This window comes from Clostridium sp. X, assembly GCF_055755365.1.
The window spans coordinates 2552114-2569701 of record NZ_CM146912.1; the positions used below are offsets into that span (position 1 = coordinate 2552114).

Annotated in this window: 18 protein-coding genes; 12 read left to right on the forward strand and 6 right to left on the reverse strand. The window is 28.3% G+C overall.

Going from position 1 to position 17588, the window contains the following annotated elements; all coding sequences use genetic code 11:
• Positions 1–144 precede the first annotated feature (144 nt).
• From ACX0KU_RS12910 to scpB, 4 genes are all read left to right on the forward strand, one after another.
• Positions 145–1260 (forward strand): D-alanyl-D-alanine carboxypeptidase family protein, encoded by a 1116-nt coding sequence (locus ACX0KU_RS12910; RefSeq protein WP_472992451.1) that lies wholly within the window; start codon positions 145–147, stop codon positions 1258–1260.
• A gap of 87 nt (positions 1261–1347) precedes the next feature.
• The gene (locus tag ACX0KU_RS12915; protein ID WP_472990388.1) at positions 1348–2541 is read left to right on the forward strand and encodes a tRNA nucleotidyltransferase/poly(A) polymerase family protein; all 1194 of its coding nucleotides are present in this window, start codon (positions 1348–1350) and stop codon (positions 2539–2541) included.
• A complete protein-coding gene (locus ACX0KU_RS12920) occupies positions 2519–3262 on the forward strand; it encodes a segregation/condensation protein A (RefSeq protein ID WP_472990389.1) in 744 nt (247 codons plus the stop codon). The genes ACX0KU_RS12915 and ACX0KU_RS12920 overlap by 23 nt, the downstream gene beginning before the upstream one ends.
• Positions 3252–3842 carry an SMC-Scp complex subunit ScpB gene (gene scpB / locus ACX0KU_RS12925; protein ID WP_472990390.1) on the forward strand — a complete coding sequence of 197 codons (591 nt, stop codon included), beginning with the start codon at positions 3252–3254 and terminating at the stop codon, positions 3840–3842. Before ACX0KU_RS12920 ends, scpB begins: the two co-directional genes overlap by 11 nt.
• 2 nt (positions 3843–3844) lie before the next feature.
• Here the strand turns inward: scpB and ytfJ are convergent, their stop codons facing one another.
• Positions 3845–4276 (reverse strand): GerW family sporulation protein, encoded by a 432-nt coding sequence (gene ytfJ / locus ACX0KU_RS12930; protein WP_472990391.1) that lies wholly within the window; start codon positions 4274–4276, stop codon positions 3845–3847.
• Positions 4277–4819 carry a DUF2953 domain-containing protein gene (locus tag ACX0KU_RS12935; RefSeq protein ID WP_472990392.1) on the reverse strand — a complete coding sequence of 181 codons (543 nt, stop codon included), beginning with the start codon at positions 4817–4819 and terminating at the stop codon, positions 4277–4279.
• 128 nt (positions 4820–4947) lie between these two features.
• Between ACX0KU_RS12935 and ACX0KU_RS12940 the strand changes: the two genes are divergently transcribed.
• Positions 4948–6057, forward strand: a complete 1110-nt coding sequence (locus tag ACX0KU_RS12940; RefSeq protein WP_472990393.1) for a D-alanyl-D-alanine carboxypeptidase family protein — start codon at positions 4948–4950, stop codon at positions 6055–6057.
• Between the two features lie 20 nt (positions 6058–6077).
• On the opposite strand, the gene ACX0KU_RS12945 is transcribed toward ACX0KU_RS12940, so the two are convergent.
• A complete protein-coding gene (locus ACX0KU_RS12945) occupies positions 6078–6623 on the reverse strand; it encodes a 2'-5' RNA ligase family protein (RefSeq protein ID WP_472992452.1) in 546 nt (181 codons plus the stop codon).
• 152 nt (positions 6624–6775) lie between these two features.
• Between ACX0KU_RS12945 and ACX0KU_RS12950 the strand changes: the two genes are divergently transcribed.
• From ACX0KU_RS12950 to ACX0KU_RS12980, 7 genes are all read left to right on the forward strand, one after another.
• Positions 6776–6976: a hypothetical protein gene (locus ACX0KU_RS12950; RefSeq protein WP_472990394.1), complete on the forward strand. Its 201-nt coding sequence runs from the start codon at positions 6776–6778 to the stop codon at positions 6974–6976.
• Positions 6977–7202: 226 nt separating this feature from the next.
• On the forward strand, positions 7203–8168 hold the full coding sequence (locus ACX0KU_RS12955) for an ROK family protein (RefSeq protein WP_472990395.1): 966 nt from the start codon (positions 7203–7205) through the stop codon (positions 8166–8168).
• A 49-nt stretch (positions 8169–8217) separates the two neighbouring features.
• Entirely contained in the window at positions 8218–9846 is a 1629-nt protein-coding gene (gene glgP / locus ACX0KU_RS12960; RefSeq protein ID WP_472990396.1) for an alpha-glucan family phosphorylase, read from the forward strand.
• 202 nt (positions 9847–10048) lie between these two features.
• Positions 10049–11032: a sulfide/dihydroorotate dehydrogenase-like FAD/NAD-binding protein gene (locus tag ACX0KU_RS12965; RefSeq protein WP_472990397.1), complete on the forward strand. Its 984-nt coding sequence runs from the start codon at positions 10049–10051 to the stop codon at positions 11030–11032.
• Positions 11029–12306: an FAD-dependent oxidoreductase gene (locus tag ACX0KU_RS12970; protein WP_472990398.1), complete on the forward strand. Its 1278-nt coding sequence runs from the start codon at positions 11029–11031 to the stop codon at positions 12304–12306. The genes ACX0KU_RS12965 and ACX0KU_RS12970 overlap by 4 nt, the downstream gene beginning before the upstream one ends.
• A gap of 233 nt (positions 12307–12539) precedes the next feature.
• Complete coding sequence (locus tag ACX0KU_RS12975; RefSeq protein WP_472990399.1) at positions 12540–12842, forward strand: hypothetical protein; 303 nt, start codon at positions 12540–12542, stop codon at positions 12840–12842.
• Between the two features lie 84 nt (positions 12843–12926).
• Positions 12927–13064, forward strand: coding sequence for a hypothetical protein (locus ACX0KU_RS12980; protein WP_472990400.1), 138 nt, complete (start codon positions 12927–12929; stop codon positions 13062–13064).
• Positions 13065–13095: 31 nt separating this feature from the next.
• Here ACX0KU_RS12980 and ACX0KU_RS12985 read toward each other — a convergent pair whose 3' ends face one another.
• The 3 genes from ACX0KU_RS12985 to ACX0KU_RS12995 all read right to left on the reverse strand — a co-directional run bounded on the left by ACX0KU_RS12985 (position 13096) and on the right by ACX0KU_RS12995 (position 17456).
• Complete coding sequence (locus tag ACX0KU_RS12985) at positions 13096–15402, reverse strand: glycoside hydrolase family 65 protein (RefSeq protein WP_472990401.1); 2307 nt, start codon at positions 15400–15402, stop codon at positions 13096–13098.
• A 71-nt stretch (positions 15403–15473) separates the two neighbouring features.
• Positions 15474–16145, reverse strand: coding sequence for a beta-phosphoglucomutase (pgmB, locus tag ACX0KU_RS12990; protein ID WP_472990402.1), 672 nt, complete (start codon positions 16143–16145; stop codon positions 15474–15476).
• A gap of 168 nt (positions 16146–16313) precedes the next feature.
• Positions 16314–17456, reverse strand: a complete 1143-nt coding sequence (locus tag ACX0KU_RS12995) for a THUMP domain-containing class I SAM-dependent RNA methyltransferase (protein WP_472990403.1) — start codon at positions 17454–17456, stop codon at positions 16314–16316.
• Between the last annotated feature and the right edge of the window lie 132 nt (positions 17457–17588).

A 17588-nucleotide genomic window follows, 5' to 3' on the forward strand; every position in this document is an offset into this window, starting at 1 on the left:
TTATATATAAAAAATTTGTGATAATCTTATTTAAAATGGTAAAACTAAATTTATAAATCATAAATTAGTAGAAAGGGGATACATATGAAAATAAAGAGTAAAAAAATAATAAGTATATTTTTATTAGCTATTTTTGCGAGTAATATGATGTTTATACAGGCAAAGGGAGCTGAGACTAATCTAGATGTAGATGCTAGATCAGCAGTGTTGATGGAACCATCAACAGGTAAGATAATCTTTGAAAAGAATGTACATGAGAAATTTGCACCAGCATCAGTTACTAAAGTTATGACAATGCTTTTAACAATGGAGGCTGTAGATTCAGGTAAGATAAAGATGGATGATAAGATTATAGTAAGTGAAAATGCTAAAAAAATGGGTGGCAATGGCAGCAGTAGTATGCTTCTAGATACAGGAGAAGTTAGAACTGTTGAAGAATTAATTAAAGGAGTAGCAATAGCATCAGGAAATGATGCAGCAGTTGCATTAGCTGAATACTTAGGCGGAAGTGAGAGTGCTTTTGTTGATTTAATGAACAAAAGAGCGAATGAATTAGGAATGAAAGATACAAGTTTTAAAAACTGTCATGGTCTTTCTACAGAAGGTCACTTATCTAGCGCTTATGATATTGCACTTATGTCAAGAGAACTGTTAAAGCATGAAAAGATACTTAAATACACAGGAACTTATATGGAGACTATTTCTGAAGGAAGAAAACAACCTATTGGATTAGTTAATCATAATAAATTAGTTAGATTTTATAAGGGTTGCGATGGATTAAAAACAGGTTTTACAAATGAAGCAAAATATTGTATATCTGCAACAGCTACTAGAGATAATCTAAGAATGCTATCAGTTATAATGGGAGCACCAACCTACAAAGTAAGAAATAGAGATACTAGCATGCTTATGAATTATGGATTTTCTAAGTTCGACGCAAAAAAAGTTGTAACTAAACATGAAGATGTAGAAAAAGTAACTTTAAATAAAAAAGGAACTAAATTTTTCTTTGCTAAAGCAAATGAAGATTTAACTGTAATACTTGAGAGAGGCACTCAAAATAAAATTACAAAGAAGTGTGTAATAAATACAGATCAAAAGGAATATAAGAAAAACGAAGTAGCAGGATACTGCGAAGTTTATATTAACGAAAAATTGTATGGAAAAGTTCCAGTGTATAGTGATAGAGATGTAGTAACTTCTGGAATACTAGATAACATAAAATATAATTTAATGAATTTATTTGATAGTTCAATATAAATATAAAAGGTCTGCAGTGTAACACTGTAGACTTTTTGTATTTCATATTATAATATTAACTGAGTATAGTATAATGGGGTACTTTAAATGAATATTTTAAATAAGATTTCAAAACAATATAGAGATATAATAGAAATGGTATTTGAAGAGTGTATTAATCAGCAGGTTAAAGTATATTTAGTAGGGGGAATGGTAAGAGATATTATTTTAGATATAGAGCCTAGAGATATAGATATATGTGTAGATACCGATCCTATTAATATTATAAAAAATTTAAAAGAAGTTAAAAGCTATAATTACTATAAAAAATTTCAGACGAGTAATGTACTGTTTTTAAATGGTATAAGCATAGACATTATAAGGTGTAGAAAAGAGATTTATAAGTTTAATGGAGCACTTCCTGAAGTAATACCATCCCATATATATGATGACTTATATAGAAGAGACTTCACTATAAATGCAATTGCATATGATTTAGCAAATAATGTGTTTATAGATAAATATAATGGGATAGAAGATATAAATAAAAAATTAGTAAAGGAAGTTCATAGTAATAGTTATTATGAAGATCCTACTAGAATATTTAGAGCTGTTAGGTATGCAAGTAGATATGGATTTTCTTTAAGTGATGAGAAGAAAATAAAAAAATGTTTAAGTTCAGATATATTTAAACTCATTAGTAATGATAGGTTTATTAAAGAACTAAAGCTTATATGTAGTGAAGAATCTTGGCAAGATAGTATTCTCACAATAAATAATCTTAAAATATTATCAAGTAACAATGAAATAATAGGTGTAAAAAATGAATTATGTAATTATGATGAAATTAATAACAGATTACTGAATTTATTTATTTCTATAGTTGATGAAGAACAGAGATATAAATTTGTTAATAATAGTATATTGGATAGAGAAATGCGAATTGCTTTTAAAAATTATAAAGATTTAATAATTAATATGAATAAGAATTTAACTGACAGTGTAAGTAATTTTAAAATTTTTAAAAGATTAAGTAATCTTAATAGGTATGAAATAAGTATAATTAGCTTTGAAGCTTTATTTAAGTATAAGATTATTAATTATTTAAAAAATTTCAAGAATGCTTCATTACAGATTACTGGAGATGACTTAAATAGTGTAAAGATAAAAAAAGGAAAGCAGTATAAACTAATTATAGATTATTTGTTAGAAATAAAACTAAATACAGGTATACTTAATGATAGAGAATACTTTTATAAAAATATAGAGGAGATTTTGAATGTCGTTAAATATAAAGATTGAAAATTTTCAAGGACCATTTGATTTGCTTTTGCATTTAATTAAGAAAAATGAAATGGATATATATAATATTAAGATATATGATATAACTACGCAATATTTAGAATACATTGAGGATCTAGAAGAAATAGATTTAGAGGTTACTTCAGAATTTATAGTTATAGCAGCTACTTTACTAGAAATAAAATCTAAGCTACTTTTACCAAAACAAGATAAAGAGACTATAGAGGAAGATGAGGATCCGAGGAAAGAATTAGTTAATAAATTATTAGAGTATAAAAAGTTTAAATTAGTAGCGAACTTCTTAAAAGAAAAAGAGGAAACAGCTGCTATATTATTTTTAAAGAAACCGGAGATAGTTGAGGAGAAAAAAGAATATAAAGAAGATATGTTAAAAGGTATAACTATATTAATGTTATTTAATATATACAATGAGTTAATAAATAATTATTATAATAAAATGAATACTGAGAACACTATAGACAGGGAAATCCCAGTAGATAAGTTTAAAATTGAAGATAAGATGAAAGAAATAACTTTGAGGTTTAGTGGAAACCTTAAGTTATGTTTTTCTCAAATCATTGAAGAATGCGAAAGTAAAATAGAAATGGTTGTTACCTTTTTAGCTCTACTTGAGTTAATTAAATTAAAAGTTGTAACAGTAGTGCAAGAGGATAATTTCAAAGAAATATACGTAGAAGAGGTAAAAATACATGAAGGATAACAATATTAATCACGTAGAAATTAATCAAGTATCTAGTAAATTTAGATATTTTTCTATAATAGAATCTCTATTATTTGTTAGTGGAGAAGCATTACATATTAAGGAACTTTCAGATTTTATAGAGTGTAGCCAAGAGTATACACTTGGATTATTAGAAGAACTTAAAGAAAAATATGAAAAAGATGATAGAGGAATAATACTAATTAGTACAAATGAGAAGTATATGTTGGCTACAAAAAGTGAAAATAGTCATTATGTTCAAAAGCTATTAAAAACAAATTCAAGACAATCATTATCTAAAGCGGCATTAGAGACCTTAGCTATAATAGTATATAGACAACCTATAACTAGAATAGAAATAGACGAGATTAGAGGAGTAAAAAGTGATAAAGCTATCCAGACTCTTCAAGAGAGAACTTTAATTAAAGAATCTGGTAAAAAGAAAGTTCCGGGAAGGCCCTTAATGTATGTTACAACAGAAGAATTTTTAAGATATTTTGGATTAGAGAATTTAAATCAAATGCCATCTTTAGAAGAATTTATTAGAGAAGAAGTTCAATATGAGAGTGAAGAAGAATAAGACTATTCTTCTTCACTCTCATATTTTTTAAAACAAACTTCTTTTTCATCAATATCTTTATCTTCTGTACTTTTAAATAAATTGATGATATTAGGGATTTGATCTAAGACTTTGTCAACTAGATTAACATTTTGTTGATCTACTGGAAGAAGTTTAACAAGATCATCTTTGATTATTAAAAAGGCAACTGGTTTTACAGAAACCCCAGAACCAGATCCACCACCGAAAGGGTAATCATGTTGATCTTCTCTAGAATGGTTTTTGTTAAACTCGCTTCCACCTGATGCGAAGCCTAAGGATACTTTGGAGATTGGTATAATAAGTGTACCATCCTGTGATTTTATAGGATCACCGACAACCGTGTTTACATCTATAATTGTTTTTAAATTTTCTAAAGTGCTTTTCATCAAGCTCTCAATAGGGTGTGTGTCCAATTAAATTACCTCCTCGGGTTTTAGATATTTTTTTGCTCCTCTTCTAAATGAAACATATATTAATAGGATTATATAGATAATTTTAGCTAAATTTATAAAAATTATACTTTTAATTTCAAATTCAAATACTGATTTATTAAATACTGGTGTTATGCTTACGTTAAAATTTTTAACTTTAACTAAATCAGAAAAAAGAATATACAAATACTCTGATACACTATGAAAGATACCATATAGGATAGCTGTAGTACATGGGTCATCAAATCCATAAGAGATATGCGATTTTAATCTTAAGGTTGATTTAGATAAAGCAGCATTAGAATATATATATATATGTCTTATAGTTTTTAGGTAAGCTAATTTAGGATATAGAGTTTTGGGTTTAGGTTCTTTCACAGCGTCTATAGTTTTTTTTGTAGGATATATTTTTATGTTATATACATACACATTAAGTTTATTATTTTTATACCTACAGGTTAAAAATAAGGGCAATGGAATAAATATAATTACAACTACTATACAAATTATTATTAACCAAGTCACGGATATTTCCTCCACAAAACATATTATCTAGTATTATTGCCAAATTTATTTATTAATATAATCTATTTCATGATTATTTATTTTATTTTTGAAAACAATAACTATGAAAGGTAGGTGTAGTGTTTATTATGAAGAATAAACAAGTTACATCCATATGTTTCAGTGTGGTAATTATACTTAGCTTATTATGTAATACTGCAAAAGCTAGACCAGAAAACATATATGTAGATGCAAGAAGTGCTATAGCAATTGATAGTAAAAGTAAATGTGTATTGTTTGAAAAGAATGCAGAAATGTTAATACCAATTGCAAGCACTACAAAAATAATGACTACTTTAGTTGCTTTAAAGTATGGAGATTTAGATAAGAAGGTAGAAATTTCAAGTAGAGCATCTAATATACATGGTTCAGAAGTTGGATATAAAAAAGGAGAAATTGTGTCTATTAGAGAATTACTATACGGTCTTATGCTAAGATCAGGTAATGATGCAGCAATAGCAATTGCAGAAGGAATTAGTGGAAGTGTAGATGAATTCTTAAAACTTATGAATGAATATGCAATACAAATTGGGGCAATTAATTCTCACTTTGAATCACCACATGGACTAGATAGTCAGTACCATTATTCTACAGCATACGATTTAGCTTTAATTACCGCAGTTGCAAAAGAAAATGATATGTTTAACAAAATTGTAGGAGTAAAAACTGTTGATGGAGAGCAATATGGATTTAATAGAAGTTATCAGAATATAAATAAAATATTATATCAAATTCCAGGAGCAAATGGAGTAAAAACGGGGTATACAGGTAATGCAGGAAAATGTTTAGTTTCGTCAATTGCAAATAAAGACAGTGATATAATTATAGTTGTATTAAATTGTACAAAAAGATGGAATGAAACTAAAAAAATATATGATTATGTAAAAGAAAAATATGATTTCAAAAAGGTAGTTTTAAAAGATGAAATTATTGAAAGTGTTAATTATAACGATAATATAAAAGTTGACTTATTTTGTGATGAAGATATAGTCATTCCTCTAGGTAAAGATGAAAGTTATGAAATTAAAACTATATATCCTAAGGAATTACCTAAATCAGTAGCTAAGGAAAGTAATTTTGGGAAGGTTTGTATTTATAAAAATGGAAATTTAATTGTAAGTAAATGCTTAAAAAATAAAGAAGAGATTAGAGTAAGAAGCAGTACTATAAAGGATTTTATAAATAAATATCTAAAATAAAAAGAAGCAATTGCTTCTTTTTATTTTAATAAAAAACTACTTACCACCATTTTATCTTTATCATTTATAGGTTTCCATATTTCTACTTTATTTATTTTTGATAGTATTTTATAGTTATTTTCGGCTACAAACATACAAGCCTCGTTATATTCTTCTTCTGTCCATTTGCGTAGTGAAAAATTAGTATTAGCAAGAGAGATATGAAGATCCCAATCACTAATATTTTCTCTTACACTAAAACCATTTTGTTTTAGTGTATAATTCAATTTGTACACGAGCCTTCTAATTATATCTTTATTTTGAATTTTTAAATTAACTGATTTAAAAGGAGGATTAAAGCAAATAGCACCATCAATTTTAATAGAGAAGCTTTTAAATTCATTTAAGATAGAATTAACTATAGTACAAAGTTCCTCTAAGTTATTAGGATTTTCTATAATCTCTAAAGTTACATGAAGAGTAGGTAAATCTGTATATAGATGATATTTTTTAGATAGTGATTTTTGTATCTCTTCAATATAATTATAAGAATCTATATCTAATAATCCAACTACATAGTAAAGAATGTAATCACCTTATTTCTTTATATTATTTAATAAAATTATAACATTATTCCTATTAGTTATCAAAGTTTACAATATAAAAGTATTAAAGCAAGTATTTTTTATATTTATTAGAATATAAATTATAATATAGTATTTATTATGGAGGGGGATTTGTGAGACTAGCACTAAATTATAAAAATGGCAAGCAAGAAGTGCTAAGTGAAGAGAACACTAAGAAGGTTATAGGAAGTATAAATTACTTAAAACTTATCAAATTCTTAATGAGTTCAAAACAAGTAGAACCAACAACTATTAAAATCTTAGATAGAGAAATAAGTACAGAAGAACTGAAATCAGTGGAAGCAATGTTTTAACATTAAAAATTAATTTAAAAACCAACCAATGCTTAGAAAAGCTATTTTTCTAAGCATTAGTTATTATATTAAGAAGTAATAAAATTTTATATAATACTAATTTTGTATAAAAGCATACAATTATAAATAGTTTATTGATATAATTATTTAAATGAATAAAAGCTTACATATTATAAAAAAACTCTATTTATAGTGCTGTAGTAAATTTATAAAAAGGAGATTTAACATGAGAGTAGGAATCGATTTAGGAGGAACAAATATTGCAGCTGGCTTAGTAAATGATGATGGAATTATTTTAAGTAAGATAAGTACTAGGACTAATGCAAAAAGAGGAGCTAAGCCGATAATTAGCGATATGATGAAGTTGGTTGGAGATTTATTATTAAAAAATAAAATGAATATAAGAGATGTAAGTTTAATTGGAATAGGCGTTCCGGGATTAGTTAACTATGATAATGGTATAGTAGAGCAGTGTGTTAATTTATATTGGGAGAACATTTCCCTTAGAGAAGAAATTATAAATGAGATTAACAGAAAAGATATTTATAATTCTAATTTAAAAATACTTATAGAAAATGATGCTAATGCAGCAGCTGCTGGGGAGTATTTATTTGGAAGTATGAAAAACAGTGAGAATTCAATGCTTATAACCTTAGGAACAGGTATAGGAGGAGGATTGATTATAGATGGTAAGTTATTTAGAGGAAGGGGAGCAGCATTAGAAATAGGGCATATGATAATAGGAAAGAATTTCTATGATTGTTCATGTGGCAATAATGGATGCTTTGAAACATTTGCATCAGCTACAGCTATAATTAAATATACTAAAGAGTTAATTATGAGTGGAGAACAAAGTGTAGTTTTGGATAAAGTAGATGGAGATATGGATAAAATAGATGCAAAGATAATATTTGAGTGTGCAAAACTAGAAGACAAAGTAGCGATAAAATCTCTTAATAGATTTAACAAATATCTTGCAGTAGGTATAAATAATATAATCAATTTTCTAGATGTAGATTTAATTTCTATAGGTGGAGGGGTTGGAGCAGGTAAGGATATTTTCATGAATAACTTAATAGAAGAAGTTATGAAACATAAATTATATAAGAACATAAGATTATGTAAGATAGAAACAGCTATTTTAGGCAATGATGCAGGTATAATAGGGGCAGCTATGCTAGACAAAATATAATAGTGTATTATTATATAGAATAAATTCTACTAAATTTAAGGAGGAATTTATGTTAGACAATAAAAAACTACCATCAGTTGCATATTTCTGCATGGAGTACGGACTTCAATCAGATTTTAAAGTATATGCAGGTGGTCTTGGAATTTTAGCTGGAGATTATTTAAAGGGTGCAAAAGACTTAAATGTACCCTTAATAGGTATTGGAATCAAGTGGAAACAAGGCTATGGTGAGCAGTATATAGGAGAAGATGGAAAAGTTTATGATGCGTATCATAATTATGAATATGATTTTTTAGAAGATACAGGAATAAAAGTGAATGTTAAAGTAAGGCAAAGAAATGTAGTTTGTAAGGTATGGAAAATTGACAAATTTAATAATAATCCTATTTATCTTTTAGACACTGATATTTCAGAAAATAGTGGGGAAGATAGATGGATAACAGGTCAACTATATGCCTGGTTTAAAGAAGAGAGAATAGCGCAAGAAATAGTTCTAGGTATAGGTGGAATTAAGTTACTTAGGGAACTTGGCATAAAAATAGATGTATATCATTTTAATGAAGGTCATGCTGTTCTTGCTGCATTAGAACTTATTAAGGAGAAAATGGAATCAGGATATAGTTTTGAAGAAGCCTGGAAAGAAACGCTTAAAGAAATAGTATTTACAACGCATACTCCTATTATTGAAGGAAATGAGTCTCATACACTAGAAACTCTTAAATATATGGGTGCATTTAATAATTTAACTATGGACCAGATGGTGCGATTAGGTGGAAATCCATTTAATATGACCGTAGCAGCATTAAGACTATCAAGAAAATCAAATGCTGTAGCAGCATTACATTCACAAACATCAAACAAAATGTGGCATGCTACATCAGGGAGAAGCGAAATTATAGGTATTACAAATGCTATTCATGTTTCTACTTGGGTAGATAAAAGAATAACTAAAGCATATGAAGAAAATGCAGATCTATGGAATACACATATGGAAATTAAGGAAGAGCTAATTAAGTTTGTTGAAGAAAGAACTGGTGCTAGATTAGATAGTGAAAAACTATTAATTGGTTTCTCAAGAAGAGCAGCTCCGTACAAAAGGAGTAATTTAATTTTTACAAAACTAGAAATAATAGAACCTCTTTTGAAAGAGGGTAAAGTTCAGATCATATTCTCAGGAAAGTCTCATCCTCTTGATGATGAAGGCAAAGAAATTGTAAAGAATTTAGATAAGATGAGCAAGATTTATCCAAACAGTATAGTTTTTTTACAAAATTATGATATGACTATAGGAGTTCATCTCACTAGAGGTGTTGATGTTTGGTTAAATAATCCTAGAAGGCCCTTAGAAGCAAGTGGAACATCAGGAATGAAAGCAGCAATGAATGGAGTATTAAACTGTTCAATACTTGATGGATGGTGGCCAGAAGCCTGTGAGCATGGTATAAATGGATGGCAATTTGGAAATGGTATTGGATTACAGGATATGGATGAAGAAGAATTAGATAGACATGATTTAGAGTCATTATATGATGTGCTTCTAAATGAAGTTATACCAACTTATTATAATAATAAGGGAAAATGGTATGATATGATGAGAGAAAGTATAAGAAGTACTAGAGAGTACTTTTCTATTAATAGAATGATAAAAGAATATTATGAAAAGCTTTATATAGAGTAGATATATTATAAACTTTTTTAATATATGTAAATTATATAAAACAAAAATAGAATATTGTGTATAAATTATTAAAGAAAATATAATTAATAAAAATTAAAAGATTTGTAATATCTACAAGTCTTTTAATTTTTATTGTTATGTGTGTAACAAAAGGGGTGGAAATAAAATATTTTAGTAATATAGTGGTTAAGGAGGCATGAGAATGAAGTACGAGATTATTGATTGTATAGATGCTGGAACTGAATATTGTCCTTGCCATTTGGCAGAAACCGGGGACTGTATTTTATGTTCAGAACTTTGTAATAAAACCTTTTGTGATTGTGTTAATTGGAAAGGAACATGCATATATCAGGAATTCATTTGGAATGGAGGTAAGGCAAAAGAGGAAAGAAAAACTTATCTATGTGAAATTGTAGATAAGAAAAATATAGAAGATGACTTAATAATATTGACGTTAAAACTTCCTTATGATTTATATCAATCTTTAGTTCACCCTGGTAGTTATGTTTTCCTTAGAAATCCAGAGTATAAGGAATATTTTGATGTTCCTATATCAGTTTTAGATTTAAATCCACATAACAGTACTATTGACTTTGCTATAGAGGTACAAGGAGTTAAAACTAAAAAAATAAATAACTTAAGTATAAATGATAATATATCAGTAAAAGGGCCTTATTGGAATGGAGATTTTGGGTTGAAACATATATTAAATGCTAAAGGTGGAAACTCAATAATTATTGCAAGATCAATAGGGCTTGCTCCAATGTTGCCAGTATTAAAAAAGTTATGTTCAAATGAAAATAAAGTAACTCTAATACTAGATAAAGGTGGATATAAAGAAAACTTTGTTGAAGAATACTTGAAAAGATATCAAGTAGATATAATAGAGTGTTCTACTTTTGACTGTGGAGAACTTACGAATGAAGTAAAAGACTTATTATCTAAACTAATAGAAGAAAAACATCCAAATATAATACATTGTGCTGGGGCTGACATTTTAATTTATAAAATCTTAGAATATATAGGAGATGATTATAACTTTTCTTGTTGCAATAATGCTAAGATGTGCTGCGGAGAAGGGGTATGTGGTGCATGTACTACCAGATTCAAAGGGCATGTTGTAAAAAGGTTATGTAAGCTTCAAGTGGATCCTAAATATATTTTTGAAGGGAGAAGACTAATATGAAGGTTATAGTAATTGGAGGAGGATGGGCTGGATGTGCAGCAGCCATTACAGCTAAAAAGGCTGGAGCAGATGTAGTATTATACGAAAAAACAGACATGTTATTAGGATTAGGTAATGTTGGTGGTATTATGAGAAATAACGGAAGATTTACTGCTAGTGAAGAACTTATAGCACTAGGAGCTGGAGATTTAATTGAGTTAACAGATAAAAACAGTAGGCATAAGAATATAGCCTTCCCAGGTCATGAACATGCATGGCTTTATGATGTAAATAAGATAGAGGTAGAGGTTAAAGATTATCTAATAAATATGGGAATAGAACTAAAACTGATTTCTAGAGTAGTAAATGTAGATAAAAAAGATAATAAAATAAGAGGAATTTACCTAAGTGATGGGAGATATCAAGATGGTGATGTTTTCATAGAAACTACAGGGACAACTGGGCCAATGGGAAATTGCTTAAGATATGGTAATGGATGTTCCATGTGTGTATTAAGATGTCCTGCTTTTGGTCCAAGAATAAGTATAAGTCAAAGAGCTGGTATTGAAGATCTAAGAGGAGAAAGAGCTGATGAAGTATATGGGGCATTTAGTGGCTCTTGTAAGCTATCCAAAGATAGTATAGATGAAGAAATTATTAAAGAATTAGAAGAGAAGGGTGTAGTAATTTTAAAGATACCAAATGAAGATGTAAACTTAGAGAAGTTAAAAATAAAAGTATGTCAACAATATGCTTTAAAAGAGTTTGCTGAAAATGTTGTACTTCTTGATACAGGACACGTTAAATTAATGACATCATATTATCCTTTAGATAAATTAAGAAAAATTAAAGGATTAGAACACGTTAAATATGTAGATCCTTATGCTGGTGGCAAAGGTAATTCAATAAGATATCTTGCAATCACTCCAAGGGATAACGCAATGAAGGTTAAGGGAATTGATAATTTATTCTGTGCTGGAGAAAAGGCTGGACTATTTGTAGGTCATACTGAAGCTATCTGTACTGGGGCTCTTGCAGGACATAATGCAGTTAGATATGGAATAGGCAAAGAACTATTACTTCTTCCTAAAGAAACAGTTATTGGGGATATAATTGACTTCTCAAATAAGATGTTTATGGAGGAGAATGATAAAAAGAGTAGGTTTACCTTTGCGGGTTCTGTATATTTTAATAGAATGAAAGAACTAGGTCTGTATATTATGGATATAGATGAAATTAAACAGAAAATATCTAAATTAGGATTAGAGAATATTCTTAATAAAAAAATAGTTTAAAACAAGAGAAAATGTATTTTTATGTACATTTTCTCTTGTTTTAAATAAAGTGGTTGGATAAAAGCACAAGAATAAAGAAAACAAATCAAAATAAAAGAAATAACATCTGCTGAACCTATTTAGTTTACTTTTTATTATGTAAACTAAATAAAAAGTAAACTTTAATATATATTTATTTAATACGTTAAATTTATTAATTTATACTGCATATAAATATATAGGAGGGGAGAAAAATGAATTTTTTTAGCTTAATTATAATCTCAATGATTGGTGAAGCAGTATGGGAAACTTTAAAAATGTTATGGCAAAAAGGAAAAGTGAATTTTGATAGAATTGGTGCATTAGCGGTAGGATTATTACTAGCTATTTCAACTGGAATGGATATACTTGTTTTTGTAGGTATAAATTCAAAGATTCCTTTTGTTGGAATCATATTAACAGGGATTTTAATTTCTAGAGGTGCAAATTTTGTACATGACTTACTAGCTTCTATTGATAATATACATCAAAATATTAAAACTACACCGCCAAAATAATAAAGATATTCATACTTATGAGGATATTTATGCACATATTTTTTTTAACCTAGGACACAATAATGACAGAAAGGTGGGTTAAAAATGAATGCAGAAAACAATGAAAAACGTATAGATAGAGATGAAAGAAAGAATGTTCTTGAACAAAGATTAAGAGAAAGCTATGAAGGACATGAGCGAGAAGCAACACTTTCAGATTATGTAGGTCAAATAGTAACATAATAAATGCTTGGAGAAATCTTTCTCCAAGCATTTATTTTTTCACTGTAATTGATTTATTACTTTTTAAGATATACTTATTATCATAGATTACTAATTCAGTTTCACTATGACCTTCATTTTTAATTATAATATTGTCTTTAGAAATACTTATTTTTAATAAAGAATTTCTAAATATTATTTTAAAGGAATATAAAGTCCAATGATTAGGAATAAATGGATCAAGCTTAATTTTATTATCTTTTATTCTTAGTCCAGCAAATCCTTGTACAACGGACATCCAAGTTCCAGCCATACTAGTAATATGGCATCCATCACTTGTATCATTGTTATAGTTATCTAAATCAAGTCTAGAAGTTCTTAAGTACATTTCATAGGATTTCTTGTAGTCACCTATTTTAGCAGCTAAAATAGAATGAATACAAGGAGATAATGAAGACTCATGAACAGTTCTAGGTTCATAAAATTCGAAGTTTCTTTTAATAGTTTCCACATCGTAGTTGTTCTCAAAGAGATATAAGCCTTGAAGTACATCTGCTTGCTTTATAAAGCATGAACGAAGTATTCTATCCCACGACCATTTTTGATTTAATGGTAAGTCTTTTTCATCTAAATCTTTTACTAAAACCTGTTCTTTATCCATATATCCCTCTTGCTGTAGAAATATTCCTAACTTTTCAGCTGAAGGATAATACATATTATTAATGATATCCTTCCATTTATGAATTTCTTCAAGAGATATATTAAGTTTATATAGTAATTTTTCTAATTTATCAGGTGTATTTTCTTTAAGGTAGGAGATAACTTCGGTAGTATATTGTAGTGTCCAAGTTGCAAGTTTATTGGTATACCAATTATTATTTACATTATTTTCATATTCATTTGGTCCTGTAACACCAAGGATTACATATTGATTTTTAGCATTAGAAAAGCTAACTCTTTGGGCCCAAAATCTAGATATAGCAATAAGTACTTCTAATCCATAATCAATTAAATAGGTATTATTGCCAGTATAATTAACGTAGTTGTAAATAGCATAGGCAATAGCGCCGTTTCGATGGATTTCTTCAAAAGTAATTTCCCATTCGTTATGACATTCCTCTCCATTCATAGTTACCATGGGATATAGTGCAGCACCATTATTAAAGCCGAGCTTTTTTGCATTTTCAATTGCCTTGGATAGCTGATTATATCTATAAATCAATAAGTTTCTTGAGACTTTCTCATGTGAAGTACTTAAATAAAATGGGATACAATAAGCTTCTGTATCCCAGTATGTACTCCCTCCGTATTTTTCACCTGTAAATCCTTTAGGACCTATATTTAATCTTTCATCGTCACCAGTATAAGTTTGATTTAATTGAAAAATATTGAATCTTATCGCTTGTTGAGCAGCAAGATCACCTTCGATTATTATATCGTTTTGTTTCCACTTATTAGCCCAAGCAGTTCTTTGTTCCTTAAGCAATTTATCAAATCCATCTGTTGAGGCTTTTAGTGCAATTTGCTTAGCTATACTAGTGAGTTCATCTACATTATAATACCTAGAAGAGGTAGTAGCTACGTACTTATATATTGTAATCTCCTCATCTATTAAACAATTAATAGAAATTGAATTTGCTACGTACTTTTCTTTTGTTATTATTTTAGGAATAGTAGCAATTTCATTATTGTTCTTTCTTATATTAAATTTCATATACGAAGATATATAGAAATCTAATTTTTTAGTTTTTAACATTATATATCCTTCATAAGGATGGCTTTCTTTAGATATTTCATTCCAGAACTTTTCTTCATAGTTAGAATCTCTATTAACGATATCTCCATCTAAACAGGGAGTTATATTTATAATTCCATTAAAATTTAAAGGGGTTATAGAATATTTTATAGCTCCAACTTCAGGTCTGATCATACTTAAAAAACGTTTAGCTAGCACTTTTATTTCATTGCCATTAGATAAGAGTGCTTTAAAACTTCTTTCTAAATAACCTTCTTTCATATTAAGAACTCTTCTAAAATCATTTATTTTACATTTTGATAAATCTAAAACTTTACCATTGACTTCAATATTTATTCCAATCCAATTTGTAGAGTTTAGAACTTTGGCAAAGTATTCTGGGTAACCATTTTTCCACCATCCAACTCGAGTTTTATCAGGATAATAAATACCAGCAATATAACTTCCCTCGAGAGATGTACCGCTATAACTTTCTTCAAAGTTAGCTCTTTGCCCCATAAATCCATTACCAAGGCTAAAAATACTTTCAGAGACTTCATTATTATCAGGATTAAAATTTTCTTCAATTATGCTCCATTCATCTAATTTAAGATATTGCTTCATTGAGAATATCATCTCCTATATAAAAATTTATTTGAGTATCCGTAAATAATATATAATAAATACAAGTATAATTAACTAATATTAGTTAAATGGCCTAATGAGCTAAGCATTTCTAATGTCATTTTATCAAGTCCGTCTATTACTAAATCTGCGTCTTTTAAACTATCTTTTGAGCCAATGCCTATTACAAATATATTAGCATTTTTTGAAGCTGTTATTCCAGCGATACCATCCTCAAAAACTACACATTCTTCAGGTGCAACACCCAAAGAATGTGCACATTTTAAAAATACTTCAGGATTTGGTTTAGCATTAATAACTTTGGTTCCATCAATTATTGAATCAAAATAATGAGTTAAGCCTAAGTTATTAAGTATGATCATAGAATTTTTACTTGAAGAGCCTAGTGCAATTTTGTAATTATTTTGTTTTAATAATTCTAAAAACTCTATTACACCTGGTAGTATTTCGATAGCAGTAATTTTAGAGATATAATCTACATACCAATTATTTTTTTTATCCGCTAATATTAGTTTCTGAGATTCATCTAACTGAAGTCCACCTATTTCTAAAATCATATTGAGGGAATCTAATCTGCTTAAACCCTTTAATTTTTCATTATCTTCTACAGTAAATTTAATATTAAGTTCATCTGCAAGTCGTTTCCATGCTAAGAAATGATATTTTGCTGTATCAACTATAACACCATCAAGGTCAAATAAACATGCTTTTATAAATGCCAATTTGATTACCTCCAGTTATACATATTGCTAACCTTAATAAACAGAGTTCTTGGCTTCAGGTGGAGTTTTTCGCTCTACCTGGAGCTTAGAAATCGTTATCCAGGGACGTACCTGGATAAAAATAAAACTATAGAAAAATTTATATAAGTAATAGTTACTAGGTATGGATTATGCTTTTTTTGGTGGATAAGGAGTAATATATTGATAGTAATAACATTGAATTCTTCCATTATATAATTTTCTATTTTTATCTGATTTTTTTCCGAAATAATCTTCGAACTTATCATAAGAAGTAATGATATAATATGACCAATTTTCAAGTCTTTTAAAGCTTTGACCCATTTCCTTGTATAGTTTTTGAACCTCAGCTATTTCATTTAATCTCTCACCATATGGAGGATTACAAACAATAGTCCCGTATTGTTTATTAGAACTTAAGTCAGATACGGGCTGTGTTTGAAAGTGTATACAATCATCTACTCCTGCTTTTACAGCATTTTCTCTAGCTATTGGTATAACTCTACTATCTATGTCATATCCAAAGATTTTAAACTCTTTATCATAGATTATTGCTTCGTAGGCTTCTTTTCTCACTTTTTTCCAAGTTAAACTAGATATTATAAAATCCCAGTTTTCACAAACAAAAGATCTATTAAGTCCTGGAGCTATATTTCTAGCTATTAAAGCTGCTTCAATAGGAATGGTTCCAGATCCACAGAAGGGATCAATAAAGTTTCTGTCATATCTCCAATTACTAAGCATTACTAGAGCTGCTGCTAGAGTTTCTTTTAATGGAGCGGCACTACCTTTTTCTCTGTATCCTCTTTTATGTAGAGCATCTCCGCTAGTATCTAATAATATTGTAACAACATCATCTAGTATTGATACTAAAATTGGATATTTACTTCCAGTCTCTTCAAACCATTCAATGTTATAGGATTCTTTTAATTTTTCTACAATAGATTTTTTTACAATAGATTGTATATCGGATAAGCTAAAAAGTTGTGACTTTACTGATTTAGCATTTATAATAAAGTTTGAATCCTCAGGTAAATAATCATCCCAAGGGATAGCTTTAGTTCCTTGAAATAGTTCTTCAAAGCTAGTTGCTTTGAATTCTGCTAGCTTTATAAAAACTCTATCTGCACATCGAAGCCAAAGATTAGATTTACATATACTCTCTTCATCACCAAAATAGGTAACCTTTCCATTTTCAATCTTTAAATCTTTATAACCTAGACGTTTTAATTCTTTTCCAACAATAGATTCTAGGCCAAAAGCTGCAGTAGCAATAAGTTCGTATTTAGACATTTATTTATCTTCCTTCCCAAATGTTATATTTCCTTCTAATATAACATTTGTCAATTTAAAAGACAATAAACCTAAAATTTAATAACTTTTTATTAGATAGATATTAATGGAATAAGAAATACTATATAATCG